At 69.1% G+C, this 16105-nt stretch carries 18 protein-coding genes; 5 read left to right on the forward strand and 13 right to left on the reverse strand.

Annotated elements, in window-relative coordinates:
* Nucleotides 1-45 precede the first annotated feature (45 nt).
* Genes L0P92_RS32015 through L0P92_RS32035 form a run of 5 tightly spaced genes read right to left on the reverse strand, consistent with a single transcriptional unit; the run spans nucleotide 46 to nucleotide 3151 of the window.
* A complete protein-coding gene (locus L0P92_RS32015) occupies nucleotides 46-564 on the reverse strand; it encodes a YcxB family protein (RefSeq protein ID WP_234766554.1) in 519 nt (172 codons plus the stop codon).
* A 42-nt stretch (nucleotides 565-606) separates the two neighbouring features.
* Nucleotides 607-1446: an isoprenyl transferase gene (locus L0P92_RS32020; protein ID WP_234766555.1), complete on the reverse strand. Its 840-nt coding sequence runs from the start codon at nucleotides 1444-1446 to the stop codon at nucleotides 607-609.
* Nucleotides 1447-1490: 44 nt separating this feature from the next.
* On the reverse strand, nucleotides 1491-2237 hold the full coding sequence (gene recO / locus L0P92_RS32025; RefSeq protein ID WP_234766556.1) for a DNA repair protein RecO: 747 nt from the start codon (nucleotides 2235-2237) through the stop codon (nucleotides 1491-1493).
* A gap of 55 nt (nucleotides 2238-2292) precedes the next feature.
* A complete protein-coding gene (locus tag L0P92_RS32030) occupies nucleotides 2293-2913 on the reverse strand; it encodes a DUF1266 domain-containing protein (RefSeq protein WP_234766557.1) in 621 nt (206 codons plus the stop codon).
* Between the two features lie 22 nt (nucleotides 2914-2935).
* Complete coding sequence (locus L0P92_RS32035) at nucleotides 2936-3151, reverse strand: hypothetical protein (protein WP_048586377.1); 216 nt, start codon at nucleotides 3149-3151, stop codon at nucleotides 2936-2938.
* A gap of 317 nt (nucleotides 3152-3468) precedes the next feature.
* Here L0P92_RS32035 and L0P92_RS32045 point away from each other — a divergent pair, with 317 nt between their 5' ends.
* Entirely contained in the window at nucleotides 3469-4302 is an 834-nt protein-coding gene (locus L0P92_RS32045; protein ID WP_234766559.1) for a helix-turn-helix domain-containing protein, read from the forward strand.
* Entirely contained in the window at nucleotides 4284-4478 is a 195-nt protein-coding gene (locus tag L0P92_RS32050) for a DUF397 domain-containing protein (protein ID WP_234766560.1), read from the forward strand. The genes L0P92_RS32045 and L0P92_RS32050 overlap by 19 nt, the downstream gene beginning before the upstream one ends.
* Here L0P92_RS32050 and L0P92_RS32055 read toward each other — a convergent pair.
* The 6 genes from L0P92_RS32055 to L0P92_RS32080 form a co-directional block, all read right to left on the reverse strand.
* Entirely contained in the window at nucleotides 4462-5334 is an 873-nt protein-coding gene (locus L0P92_RS32055; protein WP_234766561.1) for a DUF6879 family protein, read from the reverse strand. The genes L0P92_RS32050 and L0P92_RS32055 overlap by 17 nt on opposite strands.
* Before the next feature lie 114 nt (nucleotides 5335-5448).
* Entirely contained in the window at nucleotides 5449-6420 is a 972-nt protein-coding gene (locus L0P92_RS32060; protein ID WP_234766562.1) for an SCO2521 family protein, read from the reverse strand.
* A 1-nt stretch (nucleotide 6421) separates the two neighbouring features.
* Entirely contained in the window at nucleotides 6422-7402 is a 981-nt protein-coding gene (locus tag L0P92_RS32065) for an SCO2522 family protein (RefSeq protein ID WP_234766563.1), read from the reverse strand.
* Nucleotides 7399-8316 (reverse strand): SCO2523 family variant P-loop protein, encoded by a 918-nt coding sequence (locus L0P92_RS32070; protein WP_234766564.1) that lies wholly within the window; start codon nucleotides 8314-8316, stop codon nucleotides 7399-7401. The genes L0P92_RS32065 and L0P92_RS32070 overlap by 4 nt, the downstream gene beginning before the upstream one ends.
* Nucleotides 8317-8319: 3 nt before the next feature.
* Nucleotides 8320-10170: an SCO2524 family protein gene (locus tag L0P92_RS32075; protein ID WP_234766565.1), complete on the reverse strand. Its 1851-nt coding sequence runs from the start codon at nucleotides 10168-10170 to the stop codon at nucleotides 8320-8322.
* An 85-nt stretch (nucleotides 10171-10255) separates the two neighbouring features.
* Nucleotides 10256-11047 (reverse strand): SCO2525 family SAM-dependent methyltransferase, encoded by a 792-nt coding sequence (locus L0P92_RS32080; protein ID WP_234766566.1) that lies wholly within the window; start codon nucleotides 11045-11047, stop codon nucleotides 10256-10258.
* A 181-nt stretch (nucleotides 11048-11228) separates the two neighbouring features.
* On the opposite strand from L0P92_RS32080, the gene L0P92_RS32085 reads away from it, so the two are divergent.
* Entirely contained in the window at nucleotides 11229-11762 is a 534-nt protein-coding gene (locus L0P92_RS32085) for a GNAT family N-acetyltransferase (protein WP_234766567.1), read from the forward strand.
* A gap of 106 nt (nucleotides 11763-11868) precedes the next feature.
* Nucleotides 11869-13350: an alpha/beta hydrolase gene (locus tag L0P92_RS32090; RefSeq protein ID WP_234766568.1), complete on the forward strand. Its 1482-nt coding sequence runs from the start codon at nucleotides 11869-11871 to the stop codon at nucleotides 13348-13350.
* Nucleotides 13351-13381: 31 nt separating this feature from the next.
* Here L0P92_RS32090 and L0P92_RS32095 read toward each other — a convergent pair whose 3' ends face one another.
* Together L0P92_RS32095 and L0P92_RS32100 are read right to left on the reverse strand one after the other, a co-directional pair.
* Nucleotides 13382-13819: a VOC family protein gene (locus tag L0P92_RS32095; protein ID WP_234766569.1), complete on the reverse strand. Its 438-nt coding sequence runs from the start codon at nucleotides 13817-13819 to the stop codon at nucleotides 13382-13384.
* Between the two features lie 39 nt (nucleotides 13820-13858).
* Nucleotides 13859-15007 (reverse strand): glycoside hydrolase family 113 protein, encoded by a 1149-nt coding sequence (locus tag L0P92_RS32100; protein WP_234766570.1) that lies wholly within the window; start codon nucleotides 15005-15007, stop codon nucleotides 13859-13861.
* A gap of 163 nt (nucleotides 15008-15170) precedes the next feature.
* Here L0P92_RS32100 and bla point away from each other — a divergent pair, with 163 nt between their 5' ends.
* On the forward strand, nucleotides 15171-16034 hold the full coding sequence (gene bla / locus L0P92_RS32105) for a class A beta-lactamase (protein ID WP_234766571.1): 864 nt from the start codon (nucleotides 15171-15173) through the stop codon (nucleotides 16032-16034).
* The last annotated feature ends 71 nt before the right edge of the window (nucleotides 16035-16105 follow it).

Consider the following 16105-nt stretch of genomic DNA (forward strand, 5'->3'; position numbering starts at 1 on the left):
GGATGGGACGGGTAGGGGCGGCGGGGGCGAGTTCAGGTCGGGTTGTTACACGCGGGGCAGGTGGCGGCCCAGCAGAGCACGCAGACGGTCGATGTCGGCCGGACCGGCGGCACCGCGCTTGGGTAGTACCTCCACCAGCAGGATGTTCGGGTCCCTGCTGAGCAGGACCACGTGGTCGCGAGTCTCCCGGTAGCCCCGGAACACGGACCAGCGCTGGGTCAGCGTCACGTGATCGGTGACGGTCGTGACTCCCGTGTCGGTGACGGTCACGCGGTAATCGCCCTGCCAACCGACGGTACGCAGCGCGTGGTGGGCCTGTAGGTGCGGAATCCCCCAGATCACGATGGCGCAGAAGCCGCCGAGTACCACCGAGAGCGTCCAGCCCGACATCGCCTGCAACACGGTGAGCAATGCGAACAGCGCGGCAAACAGCCAGCGCAGCAGGTTCAGTCGACGGATGCGCTCGCGTACCAGCACGGCCCTGAGGAGGTCGCTGCGTGATGGCCGGTAGGCCAGCTCGACGGTGTCCGTGTCCTGGATGATGTCCCGCCCCTGGTGATCCATGGGCGGAACCCTAGCTTCGGTTCCGCCCACGGAGGACCCGGCTCAGCCCTGGTCCTGCCGGCCCTCCATGGCCAGCAGTTCCTCGTTCGGGATGGCCCCGCCGAACCGCCGGTCACGCGACGCGAACTCCACGCACGCCCGCCACAGGTCACGGCGGTCGAAGTCCGGCCAGAGGACGTCCTGGAAGACCATCTCGGCGTAGGCGCTCTGCCAGAGAAGGTAGTTGGAGGTGCGCTGTTCACCGCTGGGACGCAGGAAGAGGTCCACGTCCGGCATGTCGGGGTAGTACATGTACTTGGCGAAGGTCTTCTCGTTGACCTTGGACGGGTCCAGCCGCCCGGCCCGAACGTCCTCCGCAAGCGCCTGCGCGGCGTCCGCGATCTCGGCCCGCCCGCCGTAGTTCATGCAGAAGTACAACGTCAGCTTGTCGTTGTCCTTGGTCTGCTCCTGCGCGACCTGAAGCTCCTTGGCGACCGACTTCCACAGCTTGGGCATCCGGCCCACCCAGCGGACCCGGATGCCGAGCTCGTCGAGCTGGTCGCGGGTCTTGCGGATGAAGTCGCGGTTGAAGTTCATCAGGAAGCGCACCTCGTCCGGCGACCGCTTCCAGTTCTCGGTGGAGAAGGCGTACAGGGAGATCGCCCCCACACCCATCTCGACCGCGCCCTGCAGGACGTCCAGCACCCGCTCGGCACCGACCTTGTGCCCCTCGGTACGCGGCAGCCCCCGCTCCTTGGCCCAGCGCCCGTTCCCGTCCATGACGATCGCCACATGCTTCGGGATCAGCTCACCGGGAAGCTTCGGCGGGCGGGCGCCGGACGGGTGCGGCTCCGGCGTCCTGTACTCGCGTCGCCGACGCCCCAGGAACCCACTGACGGCCATGTGCTTCTCGTCTCCTCTTACCGCTTCTTACCGTGTCTTGCCGCTTACTTTTCCACGTACCGAAGCGAGCGCAGCCCGCGCTCCAGATGCCAGTGCAGATAGGCGGACACCAGCCCGCTGCCCTCCCGGACATGCCGCGCCTCGCACGCGTCGGCCGTCTCCCAGTCTCCCGTGAGCAGCGCGCCGAGCAGTTCGAGGGTCTGCGGCGACGGTACGACGCTACCGGGCACCCGGCAGTCGACGCAGACCGAGCCCCCGGAGGCCACGGAGAAGAAGCGGTTCGGGCCGGGCAGACCGCACTTCGCGCAGTCGCTGAAGCTGGGGGCGTAGCCGTTGACGGCGAGGGAGCGGAGCAGGAAGGCGTCGAGGACGAGGTGGGGCGCGTGCTCGCCGCGGGAGAGGGTCCGCAGGGCGCCGACCAGCAGCAGGTACTGCTGCACCGCCGGCTCGCCCTCGTGGTCGGTGAACCGCTCGGCCGTCTCCAGCATGGCCGTCCCGGCGGTGTAGCGGGCGTAGTCGCTGACGATCCCGCCGCCGTACGGAGCGATGGTCTCGCTCTGCGTGCACAACGGCAGCCCGCGCCCGATCAGCTCACTCCCCCGCGCGAAGAACTGCACGTCGACATGGGAGAACGGTTCGAGCCGCGCCCCGAACTTCGACTTCGTACGCCGCACCCCCCGGGCCACGGCCCGCACCCGCCCGTGCCCACGAGTGAGCAACGTGATGATCCGGTCGGCTTCGCCGAGCTTCTGGGTCCGCAGGACGATGCCGTCATCCCGGAAGAGACTCATCGCACACCTCCGCCCAGCCTCCGACTCATGGGTTCATTCTCTCGTACGGCCACAGTCACCGGGTGCGGTCGGGGTGGCTGATGGTGTTCCAGGGGGCCAGGTTCCACGGGCTGGAACGATTCTCCGGGTCCAGCAGCGCACGCAGATGCGCGTCGGCGGTCGCCTGCGAGGCCGGGAAACCGTTGTCCGTCGTCCCGCGCAGCCCCTCCCGCCACACCTTCCGACCGAGCAGATAGTGAGCGGCGTACTCCTGCCAGGAGGCATACGTCCCGACCACCGACGGCACGATGTTCTTCAGCGCGGTCCAGGCGTCGGACTCGTCGATCAGCCCGCACGCGAAGCCACGGCGGGCGATGTCGACGTACAGCGCGGCGTCCCAGGCGAGCGGCGAGACGCCGGTGACCCGGTACGCCCGGGCCCGGTACCCGCTGCGGGACAGCTCGTCGAGCCGGCCGACCAGCTGCGCCCGCGACGTGATCTCCCACTGCTCGGCCAGCCAGCGCCGGGCCCCGTCGTCGTCGATCCGCGCGAACGGGTACAGCGTGGTCCGCGAGGCGCCCTTGTCCCTGCTCACCGGCGCGCTCAGCGACACCATCCACAGCTGGTGCGTGGTGAGCGGCACGGGGTAGCGGCGGGTGGCCTTCGGCCCTCTCCGTCTCCATCTCCACAAGCCCATGCCGCCGCACCCTACGGGACGGTCAAGGAACCTCACCCCGGCTTCGTGCGTTCGCGTACGCCGTCGCCGCGCGCAGCCGCTCGGCGGGGCTGGCCGTACGGACGACTCCGGGCTCGGCGTCCCATTCCTTGCCGCCGCCGTACGGTCTGAGTTGGACGTACGGTCCCTCGTGTCCCATGACGATGCCGATTCTTCCGTTGCGTGTGTCGACGACGTACGACCCGATCGGTGGCTTCATCGCAGTACCGCCGCGAGGCGCTGCGCGGTCTCGACCGAACACCGGCCCAATTCGACGAGCGGGCAAGGTGCTTCACGCGCAAGACTCGCCGGGTCGATCCGGAGTGTCGGGAGCGTAATTCCTGCCTTCTGCAGCACCGCCCGCAATTCCTTCACTGCTTCCTCCGCTTCTTCGACGCAGTGCGCCGAGTGTCGTGCCGTCACCGGTCTCCCCTCCTATTTGGGTTTCACTCATTTCATCTCCATCCTGACCTGCGACGCCTACACTCGGCAGGAGTCTGTGCCCTACAAGTGCGGGGAAGTGCAATGGGGTTGGCCATGGCCAATGCTTCACGTCAGGCGGCGTGGGAGTTCTTCGGCGCGGAACTGAAGCGGCGGAGGGAGGATGCGGGGGTCACTCAGGTGGAACTGGGGGCTCGGGTATTTGTCTCCGGTGGTTACATCGGCCAGTTCGAACAGGCGATCCGAAAACCCCAATTGGACGTGGCGCAGAGGATTGACGTTGCGCTACAAACCGACGGTATTTTCGAGCGGATGTGGCGCCGCCTCATCAATGACCAGCGGTACGCGGATTACTTCGCCGAGGCGGCAGAGCTGGAGCGGCTCGCGACAAAGATCTGCGAGTTCGCGCCCGCGCTGGTGCCGGGCCTGTTGCAGACGGCTGGGTATGCCCGGGCCGTCACGCTGGCGATGAACCCGTTCGCGGCGGACGAGTACATCGAGGACAAGGTATCCGGCCGACTGGAGCGCCAGCACATCCTCAAGGACGCTACACGGCCCGTGTATTGGGTCGTCCTGCACGAGAACGTGCTGCGCATCCCGGTCGGCGGCCCGGCGGTCATGGCCGAGCAGCTGGAGCGCGTGGCGGCGATGGCACGGGAGCGAACGGTGCTGGTCCAGGTGCTGCCGTGCGCGGCTGGGGCGTACGCCGTCATGACAGGAGACCTGAAGCTCATGGAGTTCGAGGACGCCCCACCAACGGCCTATACAGAAGGCGTGTATTCGGGGACTCTGCTGGACGATCCGGCTGTGGTGAAGCGCGCGTACGGGGCATACGATCTGCTCAGGGCCGCCGCGCTGTCGCCAGAGGCGTCCCTGGCCATGATCGAGTCGGCGGCGGAGGACTTCAGACGATGCGCGAGTACGACCTGAGTAACGCGAGCTGGCGCAAGAGCAGCTACAGCGACGGCAACGGCGGCAACTGCGTCGAGGTAGCCGACGGCGTCCCCGGCGCAGTCCCCGTCCGAGACAGCAAGCTCGCCTCGGACAGCCCCGTACTCCTCATCTCCGCCCCCGCCTGGACCGGCTTCCTTACGTCTCTGCGGTGACCCGCGGAGCCGTCTGCTGACGCTCCGCCTCGGACCACAGCTCGGTGAACTGGGTGATGTGGTCCTCGATATGGTCCGGCTCGGCGCTCAGCAGCGTGCTGTCGGGGTTGTTCTCCTGGTCCGGCTTCGTCTCGTGGCAGAGTTCGCCGTCGAAGACGATGAAGTCGCTCACCCTGGGGTTGGACTCCATCAGCGACCGCACCGCGATACGCGCGTCGATGCCCCGCCGCCGATGGTCGTCGCGCAGCGCAATGAGCTCCGGTGTGACCTCGTCCTCGGTCCGTACGATGAACAGGCGGCGGATCTCCACGCCCCGCCGCTTGATCGCCTTCTCCTGCGCGGCGAGGTACCGGTCGGCGGGCCCGCTGGTCCAGAACTCCCGGTCCACCGAGGTGCTGGTGGCGTCGAGGGTCATCTTGACGCAGTCGGTGAGGTCGATCAGCCACTCGTGGTTCTCGCCGGGGCAGTCCGCGGTGCCGCTGCCGAGGCCCTCCATCATCTTGGCGAGGCGGCCCAGCTCCTTCTCGGCGAAGGCCTGCACGATGTCGCCGCCCCGCTCACGGACCTTGGTGTAGCCGAGGACCAGCCGGGTCACCTCGTCGGAGCGCAGCACGGAGCCGTCGACCTGACTGAACAGCTCCGTGGCGGCGAGGATCTCGTTGAAGCGGGTGTCGACCTTCTCGAACCGCTCGCCGAAGTCGATCAGGTACTGCACGATCAGCGCCGCGCTGCCGATGACGATGGACGCCACCCACTGCCAGATGTTCCCGTCGTCCTGGTCCAGGATGCTGGTCAGCAGGAAGGCACCGCCCGCCGCACCCGCGGTGATCACTATCCGCCAGAACATCTTGGGCATACGCGGCTGTTCCGGACGCGGCGCCCCTTGCCCGTTGCCGCCTGATCCTAACGACGACGCTCCGCTCATTTCTCATCCCCCGTCGGGTAGTCGGTTCCGGGCGGCCCTCGTCCCTCAACTCGTGCTGAGCGCCTGCTGCGGCATCGCCACGGCCTGGAGGGCCAGTCGGTCTCTGATGCGCCGGCTCAGGTTCTCCCACTGACGGGAGAACCCCGGCTTTACTTCCAGTACGTCCCACAGGTGGGCCAGCGCGGGGTCCACGTGTGCGCGCGGCATCCACAGATGCAGCAGATGAACCACGACCGGGTGAAGGGCCTCGACCACCGATGGTCCGTCTATGGCGCCGATCCGGCTGTTGTCCAGCATGTGCTGAACGGTCGTCAAAAGCCAGTCGTGCAGGGCGAGATCCTCGCAGAGGCCCGCCGCGGCCGATGCCGGCACGTCCTCCGGGAGCCTCAGCTCCATCGTCCGCAGTCCGCCCTCGGCCACCGTGAAGTTCGCCAGGGACGCCCGCTCCCCTGCCGGGATCCGTCGCGCCACCCAACGCAGGCGCGTCGGGCTCGACTTGAACGGCACCCTGCGGTCGAGCAGCGCATGGCGGCGGAGCTGGGCCAGCAGGCCCTCGGAGATCATCCCGAGGTCGAGTTCGCCGCGTCCCGCGCCTCTCAACACGCCCTCTGCAGTGGCCTGTTGGGGCAGTTTGCCGAAGGGTTCCACCAGGCCGGGGCGTACGAGGTACTGGCCCCACGGGCGCCGGATGTCCGGCCCGGTGGCCGGGAGGCTGAAGTACGCCGTCGACTGGAGCAGCCGGCCCTCGGTCAGGACGGCGCGCGCCGCCACCGTACCGACGCCCCTGACCTTCGTACCGTTGGAGGCGGGCAGGCGGCAGTCGACGCCGGTGAGGATCTCGGGGGACAGGGCGTACATGCTGGGCCGTTCGGAGACCCGGACGTGTTCGTCGTTGCGCAGCCTGAGCAGCTGGGCGGCGGCCCGGGCGTCCAGGGCCTGGACGGACGGCAGCAGACAGGTGCGTACCTCACCGCAGGCGAGGACCGAACGCGCCGGTTGGCCGGGGGCCGCCGTCATCTCAGGTCTCCTCGGCCTCGGAGGAGTCGCCGGGCTCCTCGTAGAAGACGTAGGTGGCGCGCTGGGCGACCGCCGCGGGCACCGGCATCCGCTCGGCGGCGGACCGTTCGGCGACCTGCTGGAGCGCCCCGGCGTCGACGTCGGTCTGGTCGAGGATGAGCCGTACGGCGTCCTCGACGGCGAGGAAGCGGTTCGGCATCAGGGTGCAGGTGCGGTAGGCGCTGAAGGCGGCCTTGGTGTCGCTGAGCCTGGTCAGCGGGGGCAGGCGGTCCCAGTCGTGCGGGAAGTCCTCGCCCTCCCAGTCCTTGGGTACCAGCACGGGCTCGCCCAGGTGCCGTAACAGGCCGAGGCGGGCCAGTTGCCACACGGCCGCCAGGAAAGGGCAGGACCACAGGCGCTTGCCGTCCTTCTCGGACCACAGCTCGACGTCCATGAACACCGAGTGGTTGCGGGCGGCGGTCTCCTGGGGCGGTTCCCAGCCCTTGACCGCGCCCAGGGCGCTGCGGGACGTCGACGGGGTGCGCTGGCCGTTGGCGAGCCAGCCGGTCTGGCTGACGGGCGGGCGGGAGCCGTAGCTGCCGGGCGGCGGTGACTCGACGAGGCGGTGCATGACCGACTCCGCGAGTTCTATGCGGTCGGCCACCGCGCAGCTGGACTCGCGGGCCAGGTAGTCGATGACCAGGCCGGCCTTCTCGGCCTCCTTGAGGATCATCGGGATCAGCTCGGCCGGGGTGGAGAAGCGGGTGAAGTAGTCGTCGATCAGGAAGCAGGTGCTGATGCGCGGCCGCTTGCTGCGGCGGGCCGCCGAAGCGCGGACCGCGTCCGCCCAGACCCGTACCTCGGCGAAGTGCTCGCCCAGCCGCTTGGGGCCGGCCTCGAAGTCCTCCATGTAGAGGTGGCCGAGCTCCAGGGAGAGATGGGCGAGCGGCACGGACTTGGTGACGGGCTCGGCGGTGGTCTCCCGGAAGGCGGTGTCGGTCATGCCTCCTCCCAGTACTTGTCGTCGGTCAGCCGTACGGCGAGCTGGCTCAGCGCCTGCCAGGTCGCCTCGTTGGCGATCTGGCTGTCGAGCACGTCCTCGTCGGTGATGAGCTGCTCCCGCCACTGAAGGACCGGTTCGAGGGGTACGGAGCCGAGGACCTGGCTGTAGCCGATGCCGTGGGTGGAGGCGAGCTGCTTGAGGTCGCCGTCGGTCTTGCGCATCCACGCCGACTGGGTGGGCGAGACCTGGGACCACAGGGAGGACTCGGGGTCGGGTACGGCGGCCCGCACGAAGCGGATGGCGTTGCGCAGTGCCGCTTCGTCGTGGCCTCGGTCGACGCCGCCCGCGACGATGCCGCGCCTGCCGAAGACCAGGCTGGCCGCGGCCGCCACATGCTGGCGGGTCCAGCGGTGGAAGACCAGCCAGCGGGCCGTGACGTCACGCATCTCCGGCTGTGCGGTGGCCTCCAGGACCATGTCGACGGCGTAGGAGCGGCCGGCGCTGAGGTCGACGACGACCAGGTCGAACTCGTAGTACAGCGTCATCAGCAGGTCGACGCAGCGGCGCAGGTTGTCGTCGCTGGTGGCGAACTCGCCGCCGCTGACGTCGCCGGGCATCAGCACCAGCCGGCCGCAGCCGGGCGGCGGGAAGCGCAGCACCTGGTGCTCGGTGTCGGCCCAGACGTCGATCCGGGCCGGTTCGCTGACCTCGCCTATGAGGTAGGCGTGCAGACCGCGGTCCTCGGTCTCCTCGCGGGCGTCGGCCACGTCGAAGACGGCGGCCGCGGTGGGCGAGCCGAAGTCGAAGTCGAGGTAGCAGACGTCGTCCCCGGCCAGCGCCCGGTGGTAGGCGAGGTTGGCACTGGTCACGGAGCGGCCCGTGCCTCCCTTGTCGGAGGCGGCGAAGATCAGCACGGTTCACACTCCCCGGTCCGCGGCCTCGCGGGCGCGGGCGAGCGAGTCGAGCTGTCCCAGCACGTCGAGCGTCAACGCGTAGGCCGTACCCGGCTGTTCGTCCACGAGGCTGCGGGCGCGGCGCAACTTGACCTCGATGTTCCTGATCTCCATCCCGTGCCGTCCGGAGTCCGTCGGCGCGGGTTCCATCTGTTCGTTGCCCAGCAGGTGCGCGGACTCGCTGAGCAACGCCCTTGCCAGTTCGGTGAGTTCGAGGCTGCGGATCGGGGGCTGCCGGTACATCTCGTGGGCCTGGACCATGACCTCGGTCACTCGCTCGGTGATGCTCCACGACACCGGGACGCGCCGCTTGAGGATGTCCGCCTCGGGATAGGCGGCGTGCACGTTGTCCCAGAGGCCGACGCCCTCGCCGTCGCGGATGCGGCGCCGCCACATGTGGTCGAAGATGTCCTCGGCGAGGCGGAGCAGCCGGTCGTGCGAGGAGAGGTTGCGCGACAGCGTGCACAGCTGGACGGTCCGCTTCAGCAGCTGCGCCGAGAAGTCGGTGATGGACCACGTCAAGGGCGGCCCGATCCGCTCGCTGCCCTGCAGCGGCAGGGCGACGCCCACGTTGTGCAGTTCGTGGACCATGGGGTCCTCGCGGGTCATCCGGCTGGTGATGCGGCCGCGCTCGGCGAGGCGTTCCATGATGCCGACGGTGCGGGTCAGGTCGTCGTCGGTGGCGCGGCGGCGCATCAGGTCGTGCACGAGGATGGCGGCGACGGAGAGGGAGAAGTACGCGGACTCCAGCCGCTGTCCCGTCGTACGCCAGGGGATGTCCTCCAGGGGCCAGCGGTCGTCGTCGAAGCGGGCGATGCGGGACCAGTACTGCTGGGTCAGCTCCCACCGCAGCCGGAGCGCCTCGGCGAGCTTCTGCTGCTCGGTGTTGAGCAGGCCGAGGGTGAGGGTGCGGTCGGAGAACAGGTCCTGGATACCGTCGAGGGCGACCACGGTGAAGTACAGGTACGGCACCGCGTTGGCGACGCCCTCGGGCTGCGGTCCGATGGGTTCGCTGGTCTCGATCTCGGGCGCGTCCTTCACCATGCTCCACGCCCAGCCGCACTCGAAGAGCTGGTTCTCGTCCTTGAGGCCTTCCTGGACGTCGATGCCGAGGAAGACGCTCTCGTTGAGCGCGGCGCGCAGTGAGCGGAAACGGTTCTGGAACTTGCTGAGCACCTGCCGCTGCGACAGCCGTCCCTGGCCGAGGAGTTCGCAGAGCGTACGGCCCTGGGGGGCGTCGGTGTCGAAGACGTTGACGGTGAAGGAGCGCAGCAGGCTGACCATGGCGGCGGTGAGCCGGTTGCTGGTGGCCTGGCGCAGGTCGGAGATGGTCTCCTTGATGTCGCTGCGCCGGGTCCTGGTCTCGTAGACCTTGAGGAAGCCGAGTGTGGCCAGGCACAGGGTGATCGACATGGAGAACGAGTCGGTCACGCCGAGCTGGCGCTGTTCCTCGGTGACTTCCTTGTTCTTGTCGGCGGAGCCGAAGTAGTAACCCCCCGCGAACGTCGGCCTCTTGTCGTCGCCGGTGTGCGTCCGCATGAAGTCGGCGCAGGCCGTGACGAGGTTGGCCGGGACCTCCAGCCGTCCGCCGGCTCTCCTGAGGACCTGCTGGACGTCCTCCTGTGTGGTGTCCGGGTCGTCCAGCCGGAAGGCGGGGATCTCGGTGGCCGGGTACAGCAGGCAGAGCAGCCGCTCGGCGTCGGCCACACTGCTCTCTCCGCCCCAGTCGCCCCATGCCCACTCTCCCCCGTCGAAAGAGTGGCGGGCCACCGCCTGCCAGATGTCCAGCAGATGCTGGCGTGGCTTGATCTGCATCCCATGCCCCTCACACAGGCCGCACTGCCATCATTTGAGGAATATCGCTGTGCTGTTGTGAAGTTTCACCGCCCGGCCGAACGCGTCAGCCGACCGGAATGAGCGCATCCGAATTCCGCCAACCGCAGGCGACGATCATTCCCGAATATCCGTCGCGTACCTCGGCCGCGGATTCCAGTCGTTGCACCTTGAAGTCACCCGCGAATGCCTCAAGACTCGCGCGCACCTCGGATTCTCCCACGTCACACGCCGGGAAGAAATGCTCGCCCGTGTGATATCCCTTCGAATGTTCCATGAAGGCGGCGGCGAAGGGGGCGCCGGGGGCCAGCGCGCGCATGAAGCGCTCGACGCCGAGTGAGAACTCCTGGTGGGAGGTGGTCATCGACTCGGCGACGAAGAACATGGTCCCCATGGACCACTGGCGCCGGTACCCCGCCAGCTGGAAGAGGTCGCCCTGCTCGACCGAGACGACCTTGCGGAATCTCTCACGCGGGTCATAGCCAAGGGAGTTGTACGCCTCGGACTCGCACAGGACGTCCCAGAACTGGTCCCAGTTCGGGTCGTAGGAGTCGACCTGGCGGGTGAGGTAGGCGACGTTCGCGGGCGAGCGCTCGAAGAGGGTGATCTCGTCGCACCAGGGCATCATCGCGAGCGCGGGATAGAGATTGGCACCGGCCCCTACGTCGATACCGGAAACGGGGCCGACGCCCTGCTTCCGGAAATGATCGCCGAAATGATCCCGGATCATGTGCAGGATCTCCGCGTCCTCTGCCTGTAAGTCGCGGTAGTTGTGATCAACGTAGGCGATCGGGTCGAACGCCGCCCAGCGCACATCTTTGTTCTTCAACTGGACGTCCCCCGACGATCTCTGGGTCATTCACTCACGGTACCAAAAGAAGGCGCACTGGGAGCGCGTCGAGGCATAAGACCCTCGCCCTCTTGTTCCGCGGAATCGCCCTGCTCAACCATGGGCTGATCCCGAACCGAGCGCCTGAAACGGCAGGCAACGGGTGCTCACCCGCACGAGTGACGCCATTCCATCACATAGGGGGCAGTTGATGGCTATGCCGGAGGAACGTTTCCCTGCGCTGGGTCGCCACTCCGACCAGGCGTTCTTCGCCGACAGCAGTGATCGGCCGTTGACGATGAGGGGCGTCACCGAGGCGGATCTGCCCGAACTGCTCCGCGTGGACGAGGAGGTCTTTCCCGAGGACCCCTATCCCTACTTCGTACTGCGTCAGCACCTCGACGTCCACGGCGACCGCATCCTGGTCCTGGACGACGGGGAGTGCCTGCACGGCTACGTCCTCTTCGTCACCACCTCGGACGGCTATGTGACGTGGGTGCTGAGCCTGGCCGTGAGCGCGGACCAGCGGGGGCGGGGGCTCGGCAAGCGGCTGATGCTGGAGGTGCTGCGGCAGCTGCGCAGGGAGCGGGTGCACGAGGTACGGCTGACGGTCGAGCCGACGAACGCGGCGGCGATCATGCTGTACCGGTCGTTGGGGTTCGCGGCGGAGGGCGGGGTGCGCAGGGACTATCTGGGTCCCGGGGAGGACCGGCTCATCATGAGACTGGGGTTGGGTCAGGGGTAGCACTCGGGTCGGGCCAGGGGGATCGGAGTGCCGGGGGTAAACCCCCGTTCCCATACGGGAGTTACCGGGATGTGACGCTGCGTCAATATCGGTCAGTCTGCTGTGCATGAAGCAGATCACCAAGAGTGCCGCCCTGATCGCCGCCGCCTCCGGAGTCGTCTTCGGGCTCGTCACCCCCCTCACCGCGTCCGCCACCGGCGCGCCCACGCCCCTGAAGTGGGGCGAGTGCGAGGGCGAGGGGCTCGATCCGCGCCAGCGGTGCGCGACCGTGTCCGTACCGATGGACTACTCCGACCCCGGTGGGGAGCGGATCGACATCGCCGTCTCCCGTATCCCCAGCGAGAAGCCGTCCGCCCGTAGGGGCGCGCTGCTGATCATCCCCGGCGGGCCCGGCGGGGACAGCCTCGCCGAACCCTCGGACAAGGGGCAGCGGCTGCCGAAGGAGGTGCGGGAGGCCTACGACCTGATCGGGTTCGCCCCGCGCGGCAACGCGCCCTCCACACCGGTCAGTTGCGACGTCGAGCACCGTGACCTCGCCCGCACGGCCCTGCGCCCCTGGCCCGCCCCGGACGGCTCCGTCACCGAGAACATGGTCACCGCCCGGCGCATCTCGGACGCCTGCGCACGCAACGGCGGTGAGCTGATGAAGCACATCAGCACCAAGAACAACGCCCGCGACGTCGACAGCATCCGAGCCGCGCTCGGCGAGCGCAAGCTGTCCGCCTGGGGCGACTCGTACGGCACCTACATCGGCGCCACGTTCGCCACCCTGTTCCCGCACCGCACCGACCGGATCGTGCTGGACAGCAACGACAACCCCGACCCCGTGCGGGCGGAGCGCGCGCTGCTGGAGGCGTTCGAGGTGGGCGTCGAGGACAACTTCCCCGAGTTCGCCAAGTGGGCCTCCAGGCCGGGCAACCCCGACCGTGTCGCCGGCACACCGGCCGAGGTGCGCGCGCGCTTCCTCGCCCTCGCCGCCCGCCTGGACCGCGAGCCCCTCCCCTGGCCCGGCGGCAACCCGGCGCGACTGGACGGCAACGGGCTGCGCCAGACGATGCTGGACGTCCTGTACGACCCCGAGGACTACCCGGAGCTGGCGAAGCTGATGCTGGCGGCGGAGAAGGGCGAGCTGCCGCCCGCGCCGCCGAGCCCGCCGGAGGAGCTGCTGCAGAACTACGTCGGGGTCGGCGCCGCGACCATCTGCAACGACGCCGCCTGGCCGAGGTCGGCCGCGGTGTACGAGAAGGGTGTCGCCGAGAGCCGGGCGAAGTATCCGCTGACCGCCGGCATGCCGAGGAACGCGATGGTCTGCGCCGCGTGGCACTGGCAGCCGAGCGAGGCGCCGCCCCGGGTGACCGACCGTGGGCCGTCCAACATCCTGATGGTGCAGAACGAGCGGGACGTGGCCACCCCGCTGAGCGGCGCCCTGAAGATGCGCGAGGCCCTGGGCCGACGAGCCGTCATGGTCACCGCGAACTCCACCGGCCACGGCGCCTACCTGGACAACGGCAACGCGTGCGGCGACGCTACCGTGTCGCGCTTCCTGGCGACGGGACAGCGACCGGCTGAGGACATCTACTGCGAGTAGCGGCACCGGCGGGCGCGCCGGACGAGACCGGTCAGCGCTCGGCCAGCGGGGTCGGGGCCTCCTGGACCGTCCAGCCGTTGCCGTCGGGGTCCTGGAAGAAGAGGAAGCAGTTCCAGGAGGCCTCGCCCCGGCCCTCGGCCCATCCGGACGCGCTCACGTGCATCACCGGGGTCACCTCGACGCCGCGGCCGGTCAGCTCGGCCCGGGCCGCCTCGATGTCGGTGACACAGAGCTGGAGGCCCCGCATCGATCCGGGGGTCATCCTCGGCTGTCCCGGCGACTCGGGCATGCCGGACTCCAGCACCACCGAGCAGCGGGAGCCGGGCGGGGTGAGCTGGACGAAGCGGCCGACGCCCTCGAAGAAGGACGTGTCGATCTCGGCGCGGAAGCCGCACCGGTCGACGTAGAAGGCCTTGGCGCGGTCCAGGTCCGTGACCGGTACGACGATCACTTCCAGGGTCCAGTCCATGAGCGCACCTCCCCGGACATCGTCCCTCCGCGCGGCCGGCTACGCCCGTCGGCCGTAGCGGCGGGCCACCGCGTGGAAGGCCTCCTTGGGCTCCCAGTGCCAGTCGGAGGCCGGGTCGTCGGGGTGGTCCTTGATCGGCTTGGTGATGCCGTAGCTCGCGAGGTCGAGGTCGTAGCGGGGGTTGTCCGGGCGGTGCGGGGCGTCCGGGGTGACGAACTCGAAGGCCATCGCCGCGTACAGGCCCATCGACTCGAAGACGTCCAGCAGATCGCCCAGGTAGGCGGCCTGGGTGCGCTCGCTGCGGACGACGTGGCCCTTGATCTCGTTCGGCTCCTTCGTGTGGTCGACGATGTTCCAGCCCATGCCGCCCGCCTCGGGCGCGCCGACGTAGGCGCACGTACCGAACTCGGTGATGGCAAGGGGCTTGCCCCAGCGCCGATAGCGGCGCAACTCCCGTACGTACTCGGTGCGTTGAGGGAAGTACGAGTAGTAGTCGATGCCGATGACGTCGAAGAGGTTCCAGTCGACCGGTTCGAACTCCTCGTCCTGGGCGGCGGCGTAGCTGAGGCGGCCGTGGAAGACGGAGCGGCCGACCGTCGCCGCCTTCGCGGTGAAGCGGGCCAGGCGGCGCTGCATCCGCGCCATGTCGACGTTGCCCTTCTGGAGGTTCTCGACGCGGTCCAGAACAGTCTCACCGGGGACGATCCCCGGCACGAACAGCCAGAACTCGCAGCCCACGCTGAAGTCGACGCTCGCGCCCTGCCGCCGCAGCCGCTCCGCGAACCGGCCGCACTCGGCGATCGAGTCCAGGATCTCCTTCTCCGGGATGTCCCCGAGGGTCGGCTGGAGCCAGACGTGCAGCCCGCGCTCGGCGGCCTCGGCGGCGGTGGCGATGAGGCGGTCGACGCCGTCGCCGGTGACGTCGAGGGTGTCGGCGTGCAGGTCGTCGCGGATGACCCGGACGTCCGCGCGCATCCGCGCGGCGCTCCACGCGGTACCGGGCGTCTCGCCCGCGCCGACGGTGTAGACGACGCCCCGGTGCTTCAGCCCTTTTCGCGCCGGCCCGCCGCGCTCCGGCTCCCGTGCGGTCGCCGCGGCCCGCCCCGTGGGCAGCACCGCCCCCGTCAGTCCGACGGCCGCCGCCCCCGCCAGAAAACCTGCCCTGCTGATCCCCGTGGTCTTCTCCATACGGTCCATACGGCCACTGTGGCGAGAGCGGGCCCGCGGCGCCGTCGGCCGATGGTCTACGGCGGCGCAACCAAGGAATGACGCACGGCGTCGATCACTGCAGAGATCGTCACCATCCGACCTACGAAATCCGACCTACGAATTCCGAGCGAAGGAGTCCGAGATCTTAGGCCGACGCACCCTGCTGACCGCAGGCACCGCCACCGCAGCCGCGCTCCTCACCGGCGCACCGGCCCATGCCGCCACCACCGACCGGCTGCGCGAACTGGAGTCCCGACACGGCGCCCGCCTGGGCGTGTTCGCGCACAACCTCGCCACCGGGCAGACCGTCCGCCACCGCGCCGACGAGCGTTTCCCGATCTGCTCCCTGTTCAAGACCCTTGCCGCCGCTGCCGTACTGCGGGATCTGGACCGTGACGGTGAGGTGCTCGGCAAGCGGGTCCACTACACGGCGGACGACGTGGTGGAGAACTCCGACATCACCGAGGACCATGTCGCCACCGGCATGACCGTCCGCGAACTCGCCGACGCGGCCATCCGCTTCAGCGACAACACGGCCGGCAACCTCCTGCTGCGCGAACTCGGCGGCCCCACCGCCATCACCCGTTTCGCCCGTTCCCTCGGCGACCCGGTGACCCGCCTCGACCGCTGGGAGCCGCACCTCAACTCGGCGGAGCCGTGGCGGGTCACGGACAGCACGACGCCGCGTGCGATCGGGCGGACGTACGCCCGTCTTGTCCTCGGCAACGCCCTGAGCCGCTCCGACCGGGACCTTCTCACTCACTGGCTGCTGAACAACACCACCAGCGAAAACCGCTTCCGTGCCGGCCTGCCCGACAGCTGGGCGCTCGCCGACAAGACGGGTGGGGGTTCCTACGGCACCAACAACGACGCCGGTATCGCCTGGACGGAGGACGGCACCCCGCTCGTCCTGGTGGTCCAGACGACGAAGCCGGCGCAGGACGCCGCCCCGGATCACGCCCTGATCGTCGAAACGGCCGAGCTGCTGGCGGACACGCTCACCTGACCGCCACTCCCTTCGCCCCCGCCGCCCCTACCCGTCCCATCCCCAGGGGCTCCGCCCCTTCGACCCCGGGT

Source organism: Streptomyces muensis (genome assembly GCF_021474425.1).
GTDB lineage: Bacteria > Actinomycetota > Actinomycetes > Streptomycetales > Streptomycetaceae > Streptomyces > Streptomyces muensis.